A 16372-nucleotide genomic window follows, 5' to 3' on the forward strand; every position below is an offset into this window, starting at 1 on the left:
GCCTACCTGTGCTTCATCACCACAAGGGTAATGTCATCAAACATTTTTTGTGTGTCAATGTGTGCTTTAACTTCTGCCAGTATCGCCTCAATAATGGCCTTGGCTGGTTTGCCGGCATTGGCTTTGGCACAGGCGCACATCCTGTCGAAGCCGTAAAGAACGCCGTCCGGGTTTTCCGCCTCTGTCACACCGTCCGTGTGCAGCAGGAGAACATCATCCGGACCGAAATTCAGGACTTCAGTTTGCACAAATGGTGCAATGTCCGCTTCAAGGCCAACCGGGAAACCAAGTTCGACCGTATCGATCCGTTCGACATCGCCATTCGCCCGGATAATCAGCACTTCCTCATGCTGTCCGGAGAGCGTGACCTTACCATCCTCGTAATCAACGAAGGCGAGGGTCATGTGCTTGTCGGAGTTGGTCCGCGCGATGTTCTTGTAAAGCGCCCGGTTGAGCACTTCGAGGAACGCAATTGGATCGTTGTCGCCCTTTTCCTGCAAGGCCCGGGCAACAGACTGCACCATGAGCATCAGCACGCCACTTTCCAGCCCGTGTCCGGTCACGTCGCCGATGCCAACTTTCACCCGGCCGCCGTCATGGAGAACGTCATAGTAATCGCCGCCGACTTCATCCGCCGGCTCCATATAGGCAGCGATTTCAATCTGGGCGATGCCTTCCAGCTCACTGCGCCGCGGCAGCACCATCTCCTGGATGCGTTTCGCCACATCGAGTTCAGCGCCAAGACGCAGGTTTTCGTTCTGGAGACGCTTGTTGAGCGCAACGATTTCCTTGTTGGCGGTTTCCAGTTTGCCGGTGCGCTCTTCGACCAGTTTTTCAAGATTTTCCGTATGATAGCTGATTTCCTCAGCCATCCGGTTGAAGGCCGTGCCCACGGCACCGACCTCATCCTTGCTCGGGATTTTCACCCGGACGGAATAGTCCTTGTTTTGAAGGGCGCGGGCCGCGTCAGCAAGGGCGCTTAGGCCAGCGGTAATCCGGCCAGAAATCGCATAAACGGCAATGAACACGATCACCAAGCTGATCAGCAGGGCTGCGATCTGCCATTGAACGATGCTGCGGGTGGCGTCGGAGATCTCCTCTTGCACCTCGCCAAGCGTTTCGTACATTTCCCCTTCAGAAACGAGGAAGCCGAGAGTCAGGCTCTCTGAGACAATTGTGGAGCCGTTCCAGAGATTCACCGGATCCAGTCGTTTCAAAACAACGATAAAGTTTTCCGGACCATTGCCTTCATCAATTTCGAGGGTTTTGATCACCGTATTGGCGTCTTCCGGCAACAGAAGGTTCGAGATCGCGGGATACCGGCTTTGGTTCAAGAAGCGGTTGATCCCGGTTACGCCCTGACCCGTGGCATCGACTGAGATGAGGCCGAGCTTTTCCGCGCCAACTTCACTCACAGCAATCACATTGCCGGCGGAGCTGGTCAGGAAGCCAAAGCCCGTGTCAGCAATCTGGACGTTCTCAACCAATTCGCCGAACTGGTCGAGCGTTACATCAACAGCCGCCATCCCGGCGACGTCAGACCGGTCCTGGGTCCACAGCGGTTCGAAAAAGCTGACAATCAGAGCGCCGGTGATCGCGTCGATGTAAGGCTCTGTTGCAACAATGTTTCGGTCGACCGGGCGGGAAGAGGGGTCGCTGATCCAGTTCTGCCAGCCCTCATAAACGCCGGGAAAGAAGAAATCCCAAAAGTTCTCTTCGTTGTGGCCCGGATACAGCCGATCAAAGGTTTGCGCTTGAGTGGTATAGGGCGTCGTCCGCATGATCGGCGTATCTTTGGGGCCGACATAATACATCTGCAGCTTCTGCGAACCCGATGACATCAGGGCAGGGGCCACCAGATTAAAGGCGGCGCTGTCAATGACTTCCTCTCTGGCGCTGGGAAGGAGGTTGCCGTCATCATCAAGCAAATAGCCCCAGATGCTGACAACAGACGGACCAGCAAGGTTCTGAGCCCAACCGCCTTGCGGATCAAAGGTGATGTCCTGATCGCCCAGTTCCGGGTCACTTTCCACCGCTTCGCCGATCCGGATTTCCGTCTCCGGATGGTCGATCAAGGCCTGGAGCGAGCTGCCGAGGGTCTCAACTTCGGAGTATGTCTGATCGAGAAGGAGGTTCGTGCGAAGCGCTGTCGTGTCGATATAGGTGTTGAGGTATTCCTGCGTTGCCTCCGTCAGACCCTGGCTCACAGTTGCGGTTGCATCTCTGGAAAGCCGTTGCACGTTCCAGATGGCAACACCACCCGCCAGCATGATGTCGAACAACACGGCCGCCCCGACCACAAGCAGGAACTTGGCGCGAAAACTGTGCCGGGAAAAACGGCCGATCTCTTCTTCCTGATCGGCCTTGTCCGCGGTCGCGGGAGACTGGGTCTGTGTCATAGAGGCTTCCGTCCAGAGGCAACCCAGATTGGCCAACCAGCGTAGCCTTTGGGGTGCAGGGCAGCGAAAATGTGATCCTGGAAACCTTGCCGGAAACGGGCAATCTGTTCCGGACTGTCACCACGCTCAACGGCCATTTGGCCGGCATAAACGTTTTCCCAGGATTGGATGATGTCTGCGAAGTCTTGTGGATTACCGTCAAGGTTGGTGACCATGAAGCTTTCCATCTTGATGTCTTCAAACCCGCCGTCGATCAGATAGCGCCGGCTCTTGGGGCCGAGCTCGATATCCATATCGAAGTGGTCCCAAAGCTTGGCGACCTCGTTATAGGTCCACTGAATGGTTTCAGAGCGCGGTTCGCCAAGGCAGTGCGAGTTTTTCTCGTTTGTGATGTAGACCCGGCCGCCCGGTTTGCAGATCCGGTAGAGTTCTTTCAGGATCTCTTCCGGATGATCAAAAACCTGAAGCGCATGACGGCAAGTCACGAAATCGAACTGGTTGCTTTCCAGAAGCATCTCGGAGGCATCGCCATAAACATACTCAATGCCCTTTACGCCAAATTCGGCGGCAACCTTACGAGCATAGTCCAGACTCGACTTTGAATGATCGAGCGCGACAAGCCGACCGAGCTCGTATTCCTTTTGCGCCAGAACAGCGAAATCACCAATTCCGCAACAGATGTCCGCCATCTGCATGCCAGGCTTCAGGCCATGACGGCCGAGGATTTCGCGCTCGTGGTGCCAGGTCAGCTTGGTCTGGGTCCGCAGGATCGGAATGAAACCACCTTCTTCCAGGAAGGTCTGCCCAGGATAAAAGTCGCTGTCGTACTCACTGACCGTGATGTTCTGGTTTGCGCTTTCCAAAGCCTGGAATTTACGTGTTGACCATCCAACACAGCTCGACGTTGTCACTTGGATGTTTAGGTCCGGACGATTAACGCAAGTATCGACCAGGTGCCGGGCAATCGCCTGAAACGCAACGTTGTTCATCCGCACGAGGCGGCGGACGTTCAGATAGAGCCGGCCTTTGACGGTGGACGTTGCCGAATCGAGGGCCTCCATGCAGCCATTTAGCTCATCGGCGGATTGAGGCCGCAAGCTGCCTTGCAGAGAGAATTCCTGATCGTTTTCATTGAAACGCCAATCGAATGCGTGGCCAGTCGCTTGGGAAGTCACGATGCATTATCCTCGAAAACAAGATCGGCCGTCAGGCAAATACGGTTGTTTGATTGGTCACGGGTCAGGTTGAACTCCGCCCCATAATCGACGCTCAGCTCCAAAAGACCGAGGGATCTATCCGGGTTCTCTGCTGAGAAAAGGCGATCCAGATAGATTGCGTCCTTGTCTGGACGCTTGGTCAAGGCGACCGCGTCATCGTAAAAGCGCGCGATGTCTTCGCTGCCGGGCATATCGATCTCGATGCGGTCCGAATTCTCACGGCGTTTGAACCGGCACACGACCTTGCCGTCGTTTCCATGTCTGTGGAACGCTGTTTCCATCAGCTCATTGAGCGCGGATGAATAAAGATTGGCAAACAGCATGGAATCGAGACGGTTGTGACAAACCATTCGGGAGACGTAGCTCGAAACAAGATCGCAGTTGGCCCAGTTTGAAGAAAAATCGCGAACATCCAGATCGATCTCGATCATCGGCGTTTCGCCCGCTCCGCTGGCGTTCGAATATGACACGTCGCCCAAACTCCATTATTGACGCCGAAATTTGCGCTCAGTTTTAGTTTCCGAACACAGATGACTGCGGCTCCCTATCACCGCGGCAGGAAGTATGACGTCGAAATCGTTAAGCTAGATCCAACCAGAATGGTAAATATTAGCCCCATACCTAGTTCAACTGTTTGAACTTTGAGTGTCAACCAGTATGAATTATCACGGCTTTTGGCAGTTATTCTGATGGGTGACAAGATACGGGGCTGATCTATCCGCAAGCATCTGGGGAATGTTGATTTTTCGCTGCTCTTGGGCAGTGTATTTCCAAAACCAACAAACGCCGTTAAATGACTAGCGGAACGGCTGCGGGGAGCGCGGCGGAAAACTCTGACTGTTGTTAGAAACGGAAAATGGCGGATGCGTTTTCATCTGATTCTCAAACCGGCGGGTACAGCGCATCTATGAAAGATGAATTGGAAGCCCTGCGCGCCGAGCTGGCAGAGTTGAAAGCCGAGCAAGCGGATCTGCAGCTCCTTTATGAAGCGACCATCGAACACGGCGAGGCCGTGGAAGATCAGCTTGCCGAGAACAATCAGCTGCTTCTGGAAACCCAGCGCCGGCTTGAGGCCGAGTTGGCCGACGCGGGCCGGTATGTGTTGTCGATCCTGCCGGAGCCGAGGTCGGAAGGCCCGAAAGCGGACTGGCTTTTGGTTCCGTCAACGGAACTTGGTGGCGATTCCTTCGGCTATCATGACCTCGATAGCGATCATTTTGCCATCTACCTGATTGATGTCTGCGGACACGGTGTTGGTGCAGCTCTGCTCTCTGTTTCGATTATCAACGTGTTGCGCTCTTGCGCGCTGCCGGAAACAGATTTCCGGATCCCCTCCGATGTGCTGTTCAAGTTGAACAACGCCTTCCCAATGGAACGGCAGAACAACATGTTCTTCACCATCTGGTACGGTGTTTTTCAAAGGTCGACCGGTAAACTGTCTTATGCGTCCGGGGGGCATCCGGCAGCCGTTCTGTTGCCAGTGGCCAAGGACGAGGGGGCGTTTTCGCTCATTGGGACGAGCGAAGGCATGGTGATCGGCGCCATTGAAGATATGACGTTCGACCAGTCCGACGTATCGGTAAGATCAGGAGATCGCTTGTTGGTCTTGAGTGACGGCACCTATGAGGTGGATGACCTTGAAGGCGATGTCTTAAGCCTTGAAGGTCTGGCCAACGAGGCGCTTGCCGCAGACGGCTCCATACCTTCACATATCCTGGAGTGGGTTCAGAAAAAGTCTGGTCAATCCGAGTTGCCGGATGACTATTCAATGATCGAGTTTCAGTTCTGATCGGTTCCGTTGGAGCTCAACCGCAAAACCACCCGCGTCGTATTGGTGCCGTCGTTCCGGGAATGCGACACCTCTTCAGACACCTGATGGACCAGAAAGAGACCCAATCCGCCAACTGACATGTCGTCGGCAGATGTCTCGGTCATATCGAGGACAGGGGCGGTCCCGGTATCGAAAGCGGTCGCGTGATCTTCCAGGGTCAAGATGAGCCGGTCACCGTCTTTGGTGAGTTCGGTTTTAATGGTGTCAGCCACGGCCTCTGGATAGCCGTAGGACACTGTGTTGGAGAACAGCTCTTCTACGATCAAAGACAGATGACGGCGGGTATGGTCATCAAGACCGTGGCGTGCAGCAAGGTCGTCCAGAAAGGTGTAGATCCTGGACAGTTCGTCTAATTCGTTTGCAACTTCCAAAGTCCCGAGAACCGATGTCATCCACCCGGTCTCCTTCTAGGGCGCTGAGAGCGCATAAAGTCAGCTAGCCCCGGATCTCTGCCAGAGCATCATCGCGCGCTTCAACCACGCTGAGGATCTTGAGGAAGCCGGAGATCTTCAGGACTTCATGGACCGATGGATTGACGCCGAAGAGGATCAGTTTGCGTCCTGCCGGGGCGATCTGTTTGGTGATGATCAACAAGGACCGCAGACCAAAACTGGTGACATAATCCACGCCGCTCATGTCGATCAGCAGGCTGGAATCGCTCTCTTGGGCGGCTGACTTAAGATGCGCTTCAAAGTCCTTTGCCGACAGGGTCTCCAGTTTGCCTTTGGGGCAAATAATCCGAATCCCGTCCACCGTTTCGTCGTCGATCGTGAGATGCGCCGCATCCGCCATTTGGACCATACCTTCCACAGGATTGATTAGGGGGCTGAAACTCGTCAGTGCGTGGATTTCCCTTGAAGCATGAAAATCTTATGAAATGAAGAACGCAACAGGTGTTTCCTGTCAATGACGTGGCGGTATATGGTCCGAGCCTGGACCGGTGATCTGGCTGTGACGAAGTGGGATGCCGGAAGACCATGATGCTGCGGGACGTGACAAGGGAATACTCCAATGGCTGAAGAGATTGTAATTCCTGAGTTGTCCGATCCGCGGGCAGAGGTCGGTAAGGTCGCACTGGCGAATGCGGACGGGCAGGAAGAGTTCCGCGACAGTCCCGAATTTGAGGAGCTTGAAGCCGAATTCCGGAAGATGGAGATCGATGGGCCATCCGCCGTCAATTGGAAGATGCTCAACGAGAAGACCGTCGATGTCTTGAAGGAAAATTCGAAGGATCTCGTTCTGGCGACACGGCTCGCCTACGGTCTTTTTCTGGAGGAAGATTTCAAGGGCCTCGCGGTAGGCGTCAAGATCCTCGAAGACATGTCCAAGGACCATTGGGAAGACATGACGCCGCCGGTGCGCCGCGAACGCGGCCGGGCAGGGGCATTCGACTGGTTCGCAGAAAAACTCGGGTCCCTTGTCGAGGGAAAGACGCCAGAGGGCGATCAGGGATTGGCTGCGCTTCAGGCGCATGACTACCTGCTTGAACTTGATACCGCTCTTGAACAGAAATTCACCAAATCACAAGCGGCTCTTGGGCCATTAATCCGCGCGCTCCGCCCGATTGCAAAGAGCGTGCGGTCGGTGCTTGAGGAAGAGGCGCGGAAGAAAGCCGAGGCAGAAGCTGCGGCCAAAGCCGCAGAGGAGGCCAAAGAAGCGGGAGGGGAGGCTGCTGCCAACCCGGCGAGTGAAGCGGCGTCAGACAGTGCTGCGGCAACTGCTGCACCTGCAGCGGAGCCTGCTGCCTCGGCTGCTGAACCGGCGCCGGCTGCGGCGCCTACGCCACAAACAGCTTCGCCAGCCCCGAGCGCTGCACCAATTGCAGTACCGGAGGTTGCCGTTGATGGCGACTCGGATGCAGCATTTACATCCCTGTTTAATGCCGCCGGAAAGGTGGCGTCCAGCAGCCGGCAACACGCGCCGCAGGATCCAAGAGGGTATTTGTGTGCCCGATTTGCTGTCTGGGGCCGGATCACCGTGATGCCACCCGCTAACAGCGGGAAGTCCAGCCTGCCGCCACCTCAGAAAAACCGGATTGCCGAACTGCAAGCGCTCAAGGGTGCCGGAAACCATCTCGGGTTGATCCAATCAGCCGAAGGCGCATTCATGTCGTCGCCCTTCTGGATCGATGCGCATTTCATGATCTGCGAGGCTATGAGCGCGCTCGGCAGCGACTACGATGCGGCGCGTCTGTTGGTCGAGGGGGAGTTGGCCGGGTTCTTGAAACGCTTGCCGGATGTGCTTTCCCTGTCCTTCAGCGACGGAACCCCGTTTGCGAGCGGTGAAACGAAAGCATGGATCAATGCGAGCGTTGCCGCCGGTGGCGGCGCAGGTGGTGAAGCGGATCCGCTTACGGGAGCCGCATCAACAGCCGCCAGCCTGGCTCAGGCCGGTAAGGTTGTCGAGGGATTGGCGGTCTTGAAAGACTATTGCGCCGGCTGCCGGGCGGAACGGGATTGGTTCCGTGGACAGCTGAAGCTGAGTGAATTGTGCCTGCAGTTCGATGTTCTTCAGCCTTTGGTTGCTCAATTGTCACGGCTTCGAAAGACGGCAGAAGATGCGAATCTGGCGGCCTGGGAGCCAGACTTGGTTGTCGAATTGGCCCGGCTCTCATGGCGTAGTCTCAACCACAAAAACATCCGTCAGGTCATTTCTGACAATGATTTGGTGCCTTTGAAGGCCTCCGTCATGGAAACTTTATCGATACTGGACCTCGGCGCGGCCGCCGAGTTGACGGGCAAGCGTTGACCGCGCAAAGTAGTTTTGTTGTGTGCCTTTTGAAAAAAGTCATGTCTTTGAGGGGTCTTTTTTAAGACTCTTCTAGACAGATTTGACATGAAACAGTTCTAGAGTGCCCCCCTATAGGGGAACACCAGTTTTATAACATGATTTCCGTTAGTGACATCGGAAGCTCGACTGACGTTAAGGAGAAGGCATGTCCAAAGAATCCTCCGTCGCTCCCAAGGAGCGGGTGAATATCAAGTACAAGCCCGCGACGGGAGACGCTAAGGAAGAAGTTGAACTTCCGCTGAAGCTCGTCATGCTTGGGGATTACACCATGCGTCCCGACGACACGCCCGTCGAAGACCGGTCCCTGATCAACATCAACAAGGACAACTTCAACGAGGTGATGAAAAGCCACGAGTTGAAGCTGGACATGTCGACAGACAACAAGCTGGTCGAGCAGCAGGAAGGCGAAGAGCAGGAAAAGCTCTCCGTTTCTCTGAAGATCGAAAGCCTGGCCGATTTCTCTCCTGAATCCGTTGTGCGTCAGACACCGGAACTCAACAAACTTCTGGAATTGCGCGAGGCGCTTGTCGCCTTGAAGGGGCCGCTGGGCAACGTTCCGGCGTTCCGCAAGGCAATCCAGAATGTTCTCGGCGATGAAGCTGCCCGCGAAAAACTTCTGGCTGAACTCACCAAGACGACCGGCAATTCCGGCGACGGCGAATAAGCGCCGTTCAAATCGGCGGCGCAACCGGCGCCCGCTGATTTCATCTTACCCGGACCACAGCAAGATCAGAGACCGTGAACATGGCTGACACCGAAAACCAGCAACAGGGCGCCGGCGCGCAAACCGAGGAACTCGACGCCTCGTTGCTTGACCAGATTTTGCAGGAAACCAAACTCGCTCCGAGCGACGATGGTTATGACGTCGCCAAAAAGGGCGTTGCTGCATTCATTTCCGAACTTCTGAAACCGACCGACGGTCAAAGCCAGGTTTCTGGCGCTGCCGTCGACATGATGATCACCGAGATCGACAAGAAACTGTCGGATCAGGTCGATCAGATCATCCACAATGAAGACTTCAAGACGCTGGAATCCGCTTGGCGCAGCCTGAAGTTCGTCGTGGACCGGACCGATTTCCGCCAGAACATCAAAATCGAAATGATGAGCGTCTCCAAAGACGAGCTTCTGGAAGATTTTGAAGACAGCCCGGAGGTCGTGAAGTCCGGCCTCTACAAGCACATTTACACCGCTGAATACGGCCAGTTCGGCGGTCAGCCGGTCGGCGCTGTCGTGACGAACTACGATTTCGGCCCCGGCTCACAGGACATCAAACTGGCTCAGTACTGCGCGAGCGTTGGGTCCATGTCGCATGCCCCGTTTATCGCTGCAGCTTCGCCGGCCATGTTCGGTGTGGACACCTTTGAGGAGATCCCGAACCTCAAGGACATGGAATCCATTTTTGAAGGACCGAAATACGCGAAATGGAACTCGTTCCGCGAGTCGGAAGATTCCCGCTATTTCGCGCTGGCCATGCCGCGCTTCATGCTGCGCACGCCTTACGGCCCTGAGACCACACCGGTCAAGGCTTTCAATTACGAGGAAGAGTCTGGTTCCAAGAGCGAGAACTACCTCTGGGGCAATGCAGCGTTTGCCATGGCGACCAAGCTGACCGACAGCTTTGCCAAGTTCCGCTGGTGCCCGAACATCATCGGCCCCCAGTCCGGGGGTGCGGTCGAGGATCTGCCGGTCCACACTTTTGAGGCCATGGGGCAACTGCAGAGCAAGATCCCGACAGAAGTTCTGGTTTCCGACCGTAAGGAATATGAACTTGCTGAGCAGGGCTTTATCTCCCTGACCATGCGCAAAGGGTCCGACAACGCAGCGTTCTTCTCGGCAAACTCGGTTCAGAAGCCGAAGTTCTTCGGCAACAATCCGGAAGCCAAGGATGCGGAGCTGAACTACAAGCTCGGCACACAGCTGCCTTATATGATGATCATCAACCGCCTGGCGCATTACATCAAAGTGCTGCAGCGGGAGAACATCGGCAGCTGGAAAGACCGCAACGAACTGCAGTCCGAGCTGAACAACTGGATCCGTCAGTACGTATCAGACCAGGACAACCCGTCCGCAGACGTGCGTTCGCGCCGTCCGCTGCGCAAGGCTTCGATCACCGTATCGGATGTTGAGGGCGAACCAGGTTGGTACAGCGTGTCGATGGCGGTACAGCCGCACTTCAAGTACATGGGGGCAGACTTCACACTGTCCTTGAAAGGCAAGCTCGACAAGGCTTAAGTCGGTCAGTGTCTTGACGAATGACCTTTCACAGGGCGCCAAACGTTTGGTGCCCTGTGTTGTTTCAAGAGGACTTCTGCTGTGGCGGTTTCCCTTTTTCAGCGTCTTGAAGGCGATGTATTGAAAGACGAGTTCAAGTCGCTGGATCAGCATGAGGCGGCGCTGATGGACAGTATACTCGCCGACTTGCGTATCCTGTTGAACTCAATGGCAGGCTGCTGTGAAACGCGCCCTGACTATGGGCTGGCGGACTTCAACGCCGTCAACCAGAGCCACAAGGACACGGCTGCAGAGCTCTGCCGGGATATTGAACAGCAAATCATCAAATTCGAACCCCGATTGAGCAATCCGGTGGTCCGGACCATTGAGGATCCGAACCGTCCGCTGGAGTTTGTGTTCAACGTTGAAGCAGACTTGAAATATGGTACGCGGCAGGTTCGCGTGCGTTTTGATTCTGTGCTGGACAGCTCGGGCAAGGTGCGCCTCACTGCTTAAGCCGTAAAAGGATACGTGCTGGATGTCGGTCAATTCCTACTACAGGGATGAACTCAGCTATCTCAAGGAACTCGGAGCCGAGTTTGCCAAGGCAAACCCGCGCCTGTCCAAGTACCTTGCCGATGACCCGACAGACCCCGATGTCGAACGGCTCATGGAGGGCTTTGCGTTTCTCGTCGGACGGCTGCGTCAGCGGCTGGATGCTGAAATGCCGGAAGTCGCGCATTCGCTGCTCAAGCTTATCTGGCCGCATTACCTGCGGCCTGTCCCGCCGATGACGACTTTGAAATTCCGGCACGCACCGGATGTTTCTGAATTGGCCATTCGCGTTCCGAAGGGGACGTCGGTCAAGACCGCCTCCATGAACGGCGAAGCGGTGCCGTTCCGCACAACCCTGGACCTCAACGTTCTGCCGCTGGAAATCAGCGATACCAACTTGGACAACCGCAAGGACAGCGCGTCGCTCGAATTGTCCTTTACGAAAACGGCTGGTGCCGGTTTGGCTGCATTGGCGGCTGCACCGCTGACCCTTTATCTCGGCGGGCAAGGCGAGACCAACACGGCGCAACAGCTTTACCTCTATCTGATGAAGCGGTTGCGGTCGGTGCAACTGTTGCCAAAGGGGCAGGACCCGATCACAGCGGACGTGGTATTGGAGCCGGTCGGGTTTGAGCGCGACGAAGCGAGCCTGCCGTATCCGGAAGGCTCCTTTGACGGGTTCCGGATCATGCAGGAGTACTTCTCCTGCCCTGAAAAATTCATGTATGTCCGCATCCGTGGCCTTGAGAAATACGCTCGTGTCACCGCGGACAGCTTCAAGCTGGTCTTTCATTTCAATCAGGGCTTTTCCAACCTCAGCCGGGTGATGCCGCACCAGATCCAGTTGAACACCACGCCCGCGGTCAATCTGTTTGAGGCCGAAGGCCAGGCCCTTCTGGTGTCGCATGATCGCAGTGAGTATCCGGTGCGGCCGCTTGGCGGGCGCGAACTGCGCAGCGTCCACGACGTGTTGTCCGTGACCGGTTGGGTGCAAGGCAGCAGCAAGAGAATTGATTATCAGGCGTTTGAGTCCTTCTCGCATGATACGTCCGGAGCGGATCCGGACAAGCTCTACTACCGAGCGACCATCAAACCGTCGGTTCTCGGCAGTGGAATCGACCACTACATCTCGTTTGTGACCCGGTTGAACAAAGCCGGTGAACCGCTGACCGAAACGATCTCCCTCAATCTGCTCTGCTCCAATGGGGAACACGCCAGCAAGTTCGGTATTGGGTCTGTCAACCAGCCGACATCTGAGACACCGGCCAAATTGGTGTTCACAAACATCACTCGGATTTTGGGCGAGGTTCCACCGCCGCTTGATGACCGGATCCTGTGGACGTTGATTGCCAACCTCTCTCGCAACTATGCATCACTGATCGACGTCGAAGCGTTGCGCACGGTGATTGGCGCCTATGATTTCCGGGCGAATGTGGACCGGCAGGCCGCGCTTCAGCGGGACCTCTTGCTTCAAAGCTTCAAGAGTTTCGAACGGCGCAGCGTCGATATCTTCCGCAATGGCCGGCCCGTCCGTGCCTATGAACTTGTGCTTCGGCTTGCCGAGAGTGAAATGGGCGGAGAGGCGGAAATGTACCTCTTCGGCTGTGTCTTGGACCGCTTTTTGAAATCCTATGCCAGCATCAACAGTCTGCATCGCCTCTCGATCATCGGGACCGACAGCAACACGCTCTTGAGTTGGGATCCGAAGGAAGGGAGCGCGGCGCAGCTATGACGGAAGTTGTCGAGGCAACGGAAAAACACAAAGCTCTTGCCGGGCACCTTGCGCACAGCCAATTCTTTCAGCTCGTCTACCTCATCGGCTTGATGCATGCGGACGTCAACAAAATGGGTCCGGGCCACGCTCCGAAAGATGAACCGATCCAGTTCCGCGCCACCCGCTCATTGAGTTTCGGAGCCAGTGATGTCTCCGAGATCTCCTATGACGAGGCGCGCGACAAGTTTGATATCCGGGTGAATTTTCTGGGCCTTTATGGCCCGGCATCACCTTTGCCACCGAACGTCACGGAACGGATTATTGAGAGTGATGAAAACCCGTCTTCTCTTGAAGATCTTTTGGATTTGTTCAATCACCGCCTGACGATCCTCTTGTATCAGATTTGGCGCCGCTCACGGCACTACATCCGGTTTGAAGACCATGGCCTTGATGCGACGTCCAAGTGTTTCCTGGCTTTGTGCGGGTTTCCGATCGAGGACCGGGCGGAAATCGGATCCGTCGCAAGATCCGCGCTGTTGCCGCATGTAGGATTGATGTCGCTATACTCGAACTCCGCCGAGGCCGTTGCATCGGTCTTGTCGAGCTTCTTCAAGGTGCCGTGCGAAATCATTGAGTATGTGAACCGCCACGTTGTGATGGGTGAAGACAGCCAGATCTCGCTCGGTGTTCGAAACACCCTTCTTGGCGGGGACATGGTGCTGGGCGAAGAGGTTGAAGACGATCTCGGCAAGTTCACCGTCCGGATGGGCCCTGCGCCTTATGAAAAACTCAAACCGTTCATGCCCGGAGGAGAGCGGCACCCAGAAATTGCCGAACTCTTGGCTATGGTCATGCGGGACCCACTCGATTGGGATCTGCAGTTCGTCTTCAAGGAGGACACGGTGACAGCCGGACAAGTCGGCGATATTCGGCTGGGTGTTTCATTGTGGCTGGATGCCGAGGAAGACAGCCAACTGGAGAATCCTGTTCAGTTGACGGGCCTGCCTTTGGGAAGCGGACCGGACTATACCGGTGAGCTGGAACATGCTACGCCGGATACCAGCGGTCATGTGCCCGGGACGGGGCCTGCCGAAACACAATCCAACGGTCTGATGGTGTCATGAGCAGTGAGTTGATCCTGACCTGTGCGGCTTTGGGCAGTCAGTTCCGGTACGGTCCTTCCGGCGGAACATTTGGGCGCTCAAAGAAGTGTGACTGGGTTCTTCCTGATCCCAATCGGATCTTGTCATCCATACATGCGCGCGTTGTGTTTCAAGGCGGCGCATTCTTGCTGATTGACGAGAGCACAAACGGAACTTTTCTTGCTGGACAGGAGCAGCCAATTGGCCGCGGCCGGTCTATTCCGCTGGGGCCGGGGACTGTCCTGACAGCTGGTCCTTATGAAATAACGGCAGAACTCGTCGCGGCGCAGCAGCCCATGCAGTCCGCACCCGTTGCCGTTGCACAGCCACCGGTTCAGCCAGCTGCTGCAGTGGAGCCGCAACCCGATTTTACTCCGGATGCGCAATTTCTGGCACCGGGACAGACCTATGGTGCACCTCCAAAAGGCAAGCAGTCTCTGGATCCGCTGGATTATCTTGGGGGCGGTGATCCAGCGCCTCAGCCGGTGAGTGCGGCCCCGCAGACATCCACGCAGCAAATCCCGCAGGACTTTATGCAGGCCGGCGCGCAAGCACCAACTGCAGTACCCCCGGCAGCGCAGGTTCTGCCGCAGACCACGGCCGCACCCGTCGCCCAACCGGCGCAACCAGTCGCCGCCAGTGTTCCGCCTCAACCGGTCGTATCGCCGCCGGCCGAGCCGGCTCAACAACAGCCAAGTGTTACGCCCGCGCCAGCTGCCACGCCGCCAGCGTTCGGCGGCATTCCGGACGACTTCTGGTCGTCTCTTCCAGGCGGCACGCTTCCAGGTTCACCCGTTGCCCAAAGCGCTGTTCCAGTGCAGCCTCAACCGGCAACTCCGCAAGCGGCGGCGCAATCAACCATCCCGGACGATTTTTCTTTTGGCGCTCAACAAGCGTCTTCAGCTCCATCTCCGGCCTCAACACAGGTGTCCGCCCAGCCGGCTTCCTCGTCGGCGTCCCTTCCGCCAATGCCGCAGAGTGCTGGATTGAACGCACCCGTTTCTTCAATGATGCCGCCGATGCCCGGACCAGGTACGGCTGGCGGTCTATCTCATCTGGACGCGCTCAAAGCCCGAAGGGAACAACGGGTTGCAGCGCTTGATGCCAAGGCCAAAGGTGCGGATAAGGACGAAGCCCGGCTGGCCGGGGCGCCTCAACCGGTGCCCGCAGCCGCCCAACAACCACAAATGCCCGCGCAGGCGATGCCGCCGCAACCCATGCCCGTGTCTCCGGCTTCGCAAGAGCCGCAAGCCACTGAATCGGTTCAGGAGGTCTCGAACATCCCGATGCCGGCCGGGCCGCGCAGCGACGAGGATCTGCAGATCCTGTTGCGGGCCATGGGGTTTCTGGAAGCCGAGGTTCCCGAAGCGATCCGGGATCAAATCTTGCAGGATGTCGGTGCCATGGTCCGCGAGATGGCATCCGGCCTTGTGTCGATGATGGCCGCGCGCAAGGTCGTGAAGTCGGAATTCCGGATTGACGAAACCCGGATCGAACCGAAAGAAAACAACCCGTTCAAGTATTTCAAGGTCGGCGAGCTGGCACTGGATGAAATGCTTTTGACGAGGACCGAAGGCTATCTGTCGCCCGCGCAGGCGACCCGTCACGCTTTTCAGGATCTGCAAAGCCATTCGATGGTCATCATGTCGGCCATGCAACGGGCGATGCGGTTGATGTTTGAAAAATTATCCCCAGAAGCTTTGGCGCAGGCCGGTGACGGCGACGGCGCATTGCGCCTAAGAAGTCTTGGGGGGCGTCGCGACAAGTGGGATACGGCGCGCAGCACATATGATCACATGCGCAAGGACTATGAGGCAGTCGTGCGGCAGATGATCATGGAAGCCTTCACGCAAGTGCAGGAAGAGCAGGCGCGGCGCATGTCCGACGATTATTGGAACAAGAGGAAGAAATGAGCCTGACCCGACGATCAGCGTGCATCGGACTTCTGGCTGCGCCTATTGCCATTTCTGCCGGGTGTTCGCGTGTCGCCAAGCCGACACCAATCAAGATCGAGCTGCAGGCCGATGCCAACGTTAACCCCAACGAAAATGGCGACCCGGCACCGGTTGTGGTCCGGGTTTACGAGTTGAAAGAGCTGACGGCCTTTCAAAATGGCAGCTTTTTTGACTTTGCGGACAACGACAAGAAATTGCTGGGCGGTGACCTGGTCGGAAGTGCGGAATACGAGCTGACACCGGGACAGACCGTCGACTACAACCGTAGCATCTCCAGTGAAGCCCGCTACATCGGGGTTGTCGCTGCATTCCGGGATATTGAGTCCGCCCAGTGGCAGGACTCCATCGAACTCGAACAAGAAAAGAAAAACGAGTTTGTCATCTATCTGACCACTCTTGCTGTTCGAATACAAAAGCTTCGAAACCGCCGGTTGGGCGTCTTTTAGGACCGATCCCGCAAGGGTTTCCTAACGAATTGAGTTTGCACAGCGGAATCAATTAGAAGATACTCCGCAACGTCGGTATTTTGCCGTTAGGTTCGAATCATGGAACTTGGTG

At 56.3% G+C, this 16372-nt stretch carries 14 protein-coding genes; 9 read left to right on the top strand and 5 right to left on the bottom strand.

What is annotated here, in order from left to right:
* Window positions 1-2: 2 nt before the first annotated feature.
* From RBB44_RS06880 to RBB44_RS06890, 3 genes are read right to left on the bottom strand one after another with little or no spacing between them, the layout of a single operon-like run.
* Window positions 3-2399, bottom strand: coding sequence for a SpoIIE family protein phosphatase (locus RBB44_RS06880; protein WP_209173348.1), 2397 nt, complete (start codon window positions 2397-2399; stop codon window positions 3-5).
* Window positions 2396-3574 carry a class I SAM-dependent methyltransferase gene (locus RBB44_RS06885; RefSeq protein ID WP_133950749.1) on the bottom strand — a complete coding sequence of 393 codons (1179 nt, stop codon included), beginning with the start codon at window positions 3572-3574 and terminating at the stop codon, window positions 2396-2398. The genes RBB44_RS06880 and RBB44_RS06885 overlap by 4 nt, the downstream gene beginning before the upstream one ends.
* Complete coding sequence (locus RBB44_RS06890; protein WP_209173349.1) at window positions 3571-4086, bottom strand: hypothetical protein; 516 nt, start codon at window positions 4084-4086, stop codon at window positions 3571-3573. Before RBB44_RS06890 ends, RBB44_RS06885 begins: the two co-directional genes overlap by 4 nt.
* A gap of 386 nt (window positions 4087-4472) precedes the next feature.
* On the opposite strand from RBB44_RS06890, the gene RBB44_RS06895 reads away from it, so the two are divergent.
* Window positions 4473-5405 carry a PP2C family protein-serine/threonine phosphatase gene (locus RBB44_RS06895; RefSeq protein ID WP_306146654.1) on the top strand — a complete coding sequence of 311 codons (933 nt, stop codon included), beginning with the start codon at window positions 4473-4475 and terminating at the stop codon, window positions 5403-5405.
* On the opposite strand, the gene RBB44_RS06900 is transcribed toward RBB44_RS06895, so the two are convergent.
* Together RBB44_RS06900 and RBB44_RS06905 are read right to left on the bottom strand one after the other, a co-directional pair.
* Entirely contained in the window at window positions 5396-5839 is a 444-nt protein-coding gene (locus RBB44_RS06900; RefSeq protein WP_306146656.1) for an ATP-binding protein, read from the bottom strand. The genes RBB44_RS06895 and RBB44_RS06900 overlap by 10 nt on opposite strands.
* 43 nt (window positions 5840-5882) lie before the next feature.
* Complete coding sequence (locus tag RBB44_RS06905) at window positions 5883-6239, bottom strand: STAS domain-containing protein (RefSeq protein ID WP_166672760.1); 357 nt, start codon at window positions 6237-6239, stop codon at window positions 5883-5885.
* Between the two features lie 219 nt (window positions 6240-6458).
* On the opposite strand from RBB44_RS06905, the gene RBB44_RS06910 reads away from it, so the two are divergent.
* The 8 genes from RBB44_RS06910 (at window position 6459) to tssJ (ending at window position 16260) form a co-directional block, all read left to right on the top strand.
* The gene (locus tag RBB44_RS06910; protein WP_306146659.1) at window positions 6459-8195 is read left to right on the top strand and encodes a TssA family type VI secretion system protein; all 1737 of its coding nucleotides are present in this window, start codon (window positions 6459-6461) and stop codon (window positions 8193-8195) included.
* Between the two features lie 187 nt (window positions 8196-8382).
* Entirely contained in the window at window positions 8383-8901 is a 519-nt protein-coding gene (gene tssB / locus RBB44_RS06915; RefSeq protein ID WP_209173353.1) for a type VI secretion system contractile sheath small subunit, read from the top strand.
* Window positions 8902-8981: 80 nt separating this feature from the next.
* Window positions 8982-10469, top strand: coding sequence for a type VI secretion system contractile sheath large subunit (gene tssC, locus RBB44_RS06920; RefSeq protein WP_133950735.1), 1488 nt, complete (start codon window positions 8982-8984; stop codon window positions 10467-10469).
* Window positions 10470-10550: 81 nt separating this feature from the next.
* Window positions 10551-10964 carry a type VI secretion system baseplate subunit TssE gene (gene tssE / locus RBB44_RS06925; RefSeq protein WP_166672759.1) on the top strand — a complete coding sequence of 138 codons (414 nt, stop codon included), beginning with the start codon at window positions 10551-10553 and terminating at the stop codon, window positions 10962-10964.
* A gap of 22 nt (window positions 10965-10986) precedes the next feature.
* Window positions 10987-12735 carry a type VI secretion system baseplate subunit TssF gene (gene tssF, locus RBB44_RS06930; RefSeq protein WP_133950731.1) on the top strand — a complete coding sequence of 583 codons (1749 nt, stop codon included), beginning with the start codon at window positions 10987-10989 and terminating at the stop codon, window positions 12733-12735.
* The gene (gene tssG, locus RBB44_RS06935) at window positions 12732-13841 is read left to right on the top strand and encodes a type VI secretion system baseplate subunit TssG (RefSeq protein WP_306146662.1); all 1110 of its coding nucleotides are present in this window, start codon (window positions 12732-12734) and stop codon (window positions 13839-13841) included. Before tssF ends, tssG begins: the two co-directional genes overlap by 4 nt.
* Window positions 13838-15772: a type VI secretion system-associated FHA domain protein TagH gene (tagH, locus tag RBB44_RS06940; RefSeq protein ID WP_306146663.1), complete on the top strand. Its 1935-nt coding sequence runs from the start codon at window positions 13838-13840 to the stop codon at window positions 15770-15772. Before tssG ends, tagH begins: the two co-directional genes overlap by 4 nt.
* Window positions 15769-16260 (top strand): type VI secretion system lipoprotein TssJ, encoded by a 492-nt coding sequence (tssJ, locus tag RBB44_RS06945; RefSeq protein ID WP_133950724.1) that lies wholly within the window; start codon window positions 15769-15771, stop codon window positions 16258-16260. Before tagH ends, tssJ begins: the two co-directional genes overlap by 4 nt.
* Window positions 16261-16372 lie beyond the last annotated feature (112 nt).

This window comes from Roseibium sp. MMSF_3247 (genome assembly GCF_030733765.1).
Lineage (GTDB): Bacteria > Pseudomonadota > Alphaproteobacteria > Rhizobiales > Stappiaceae > Roseibium.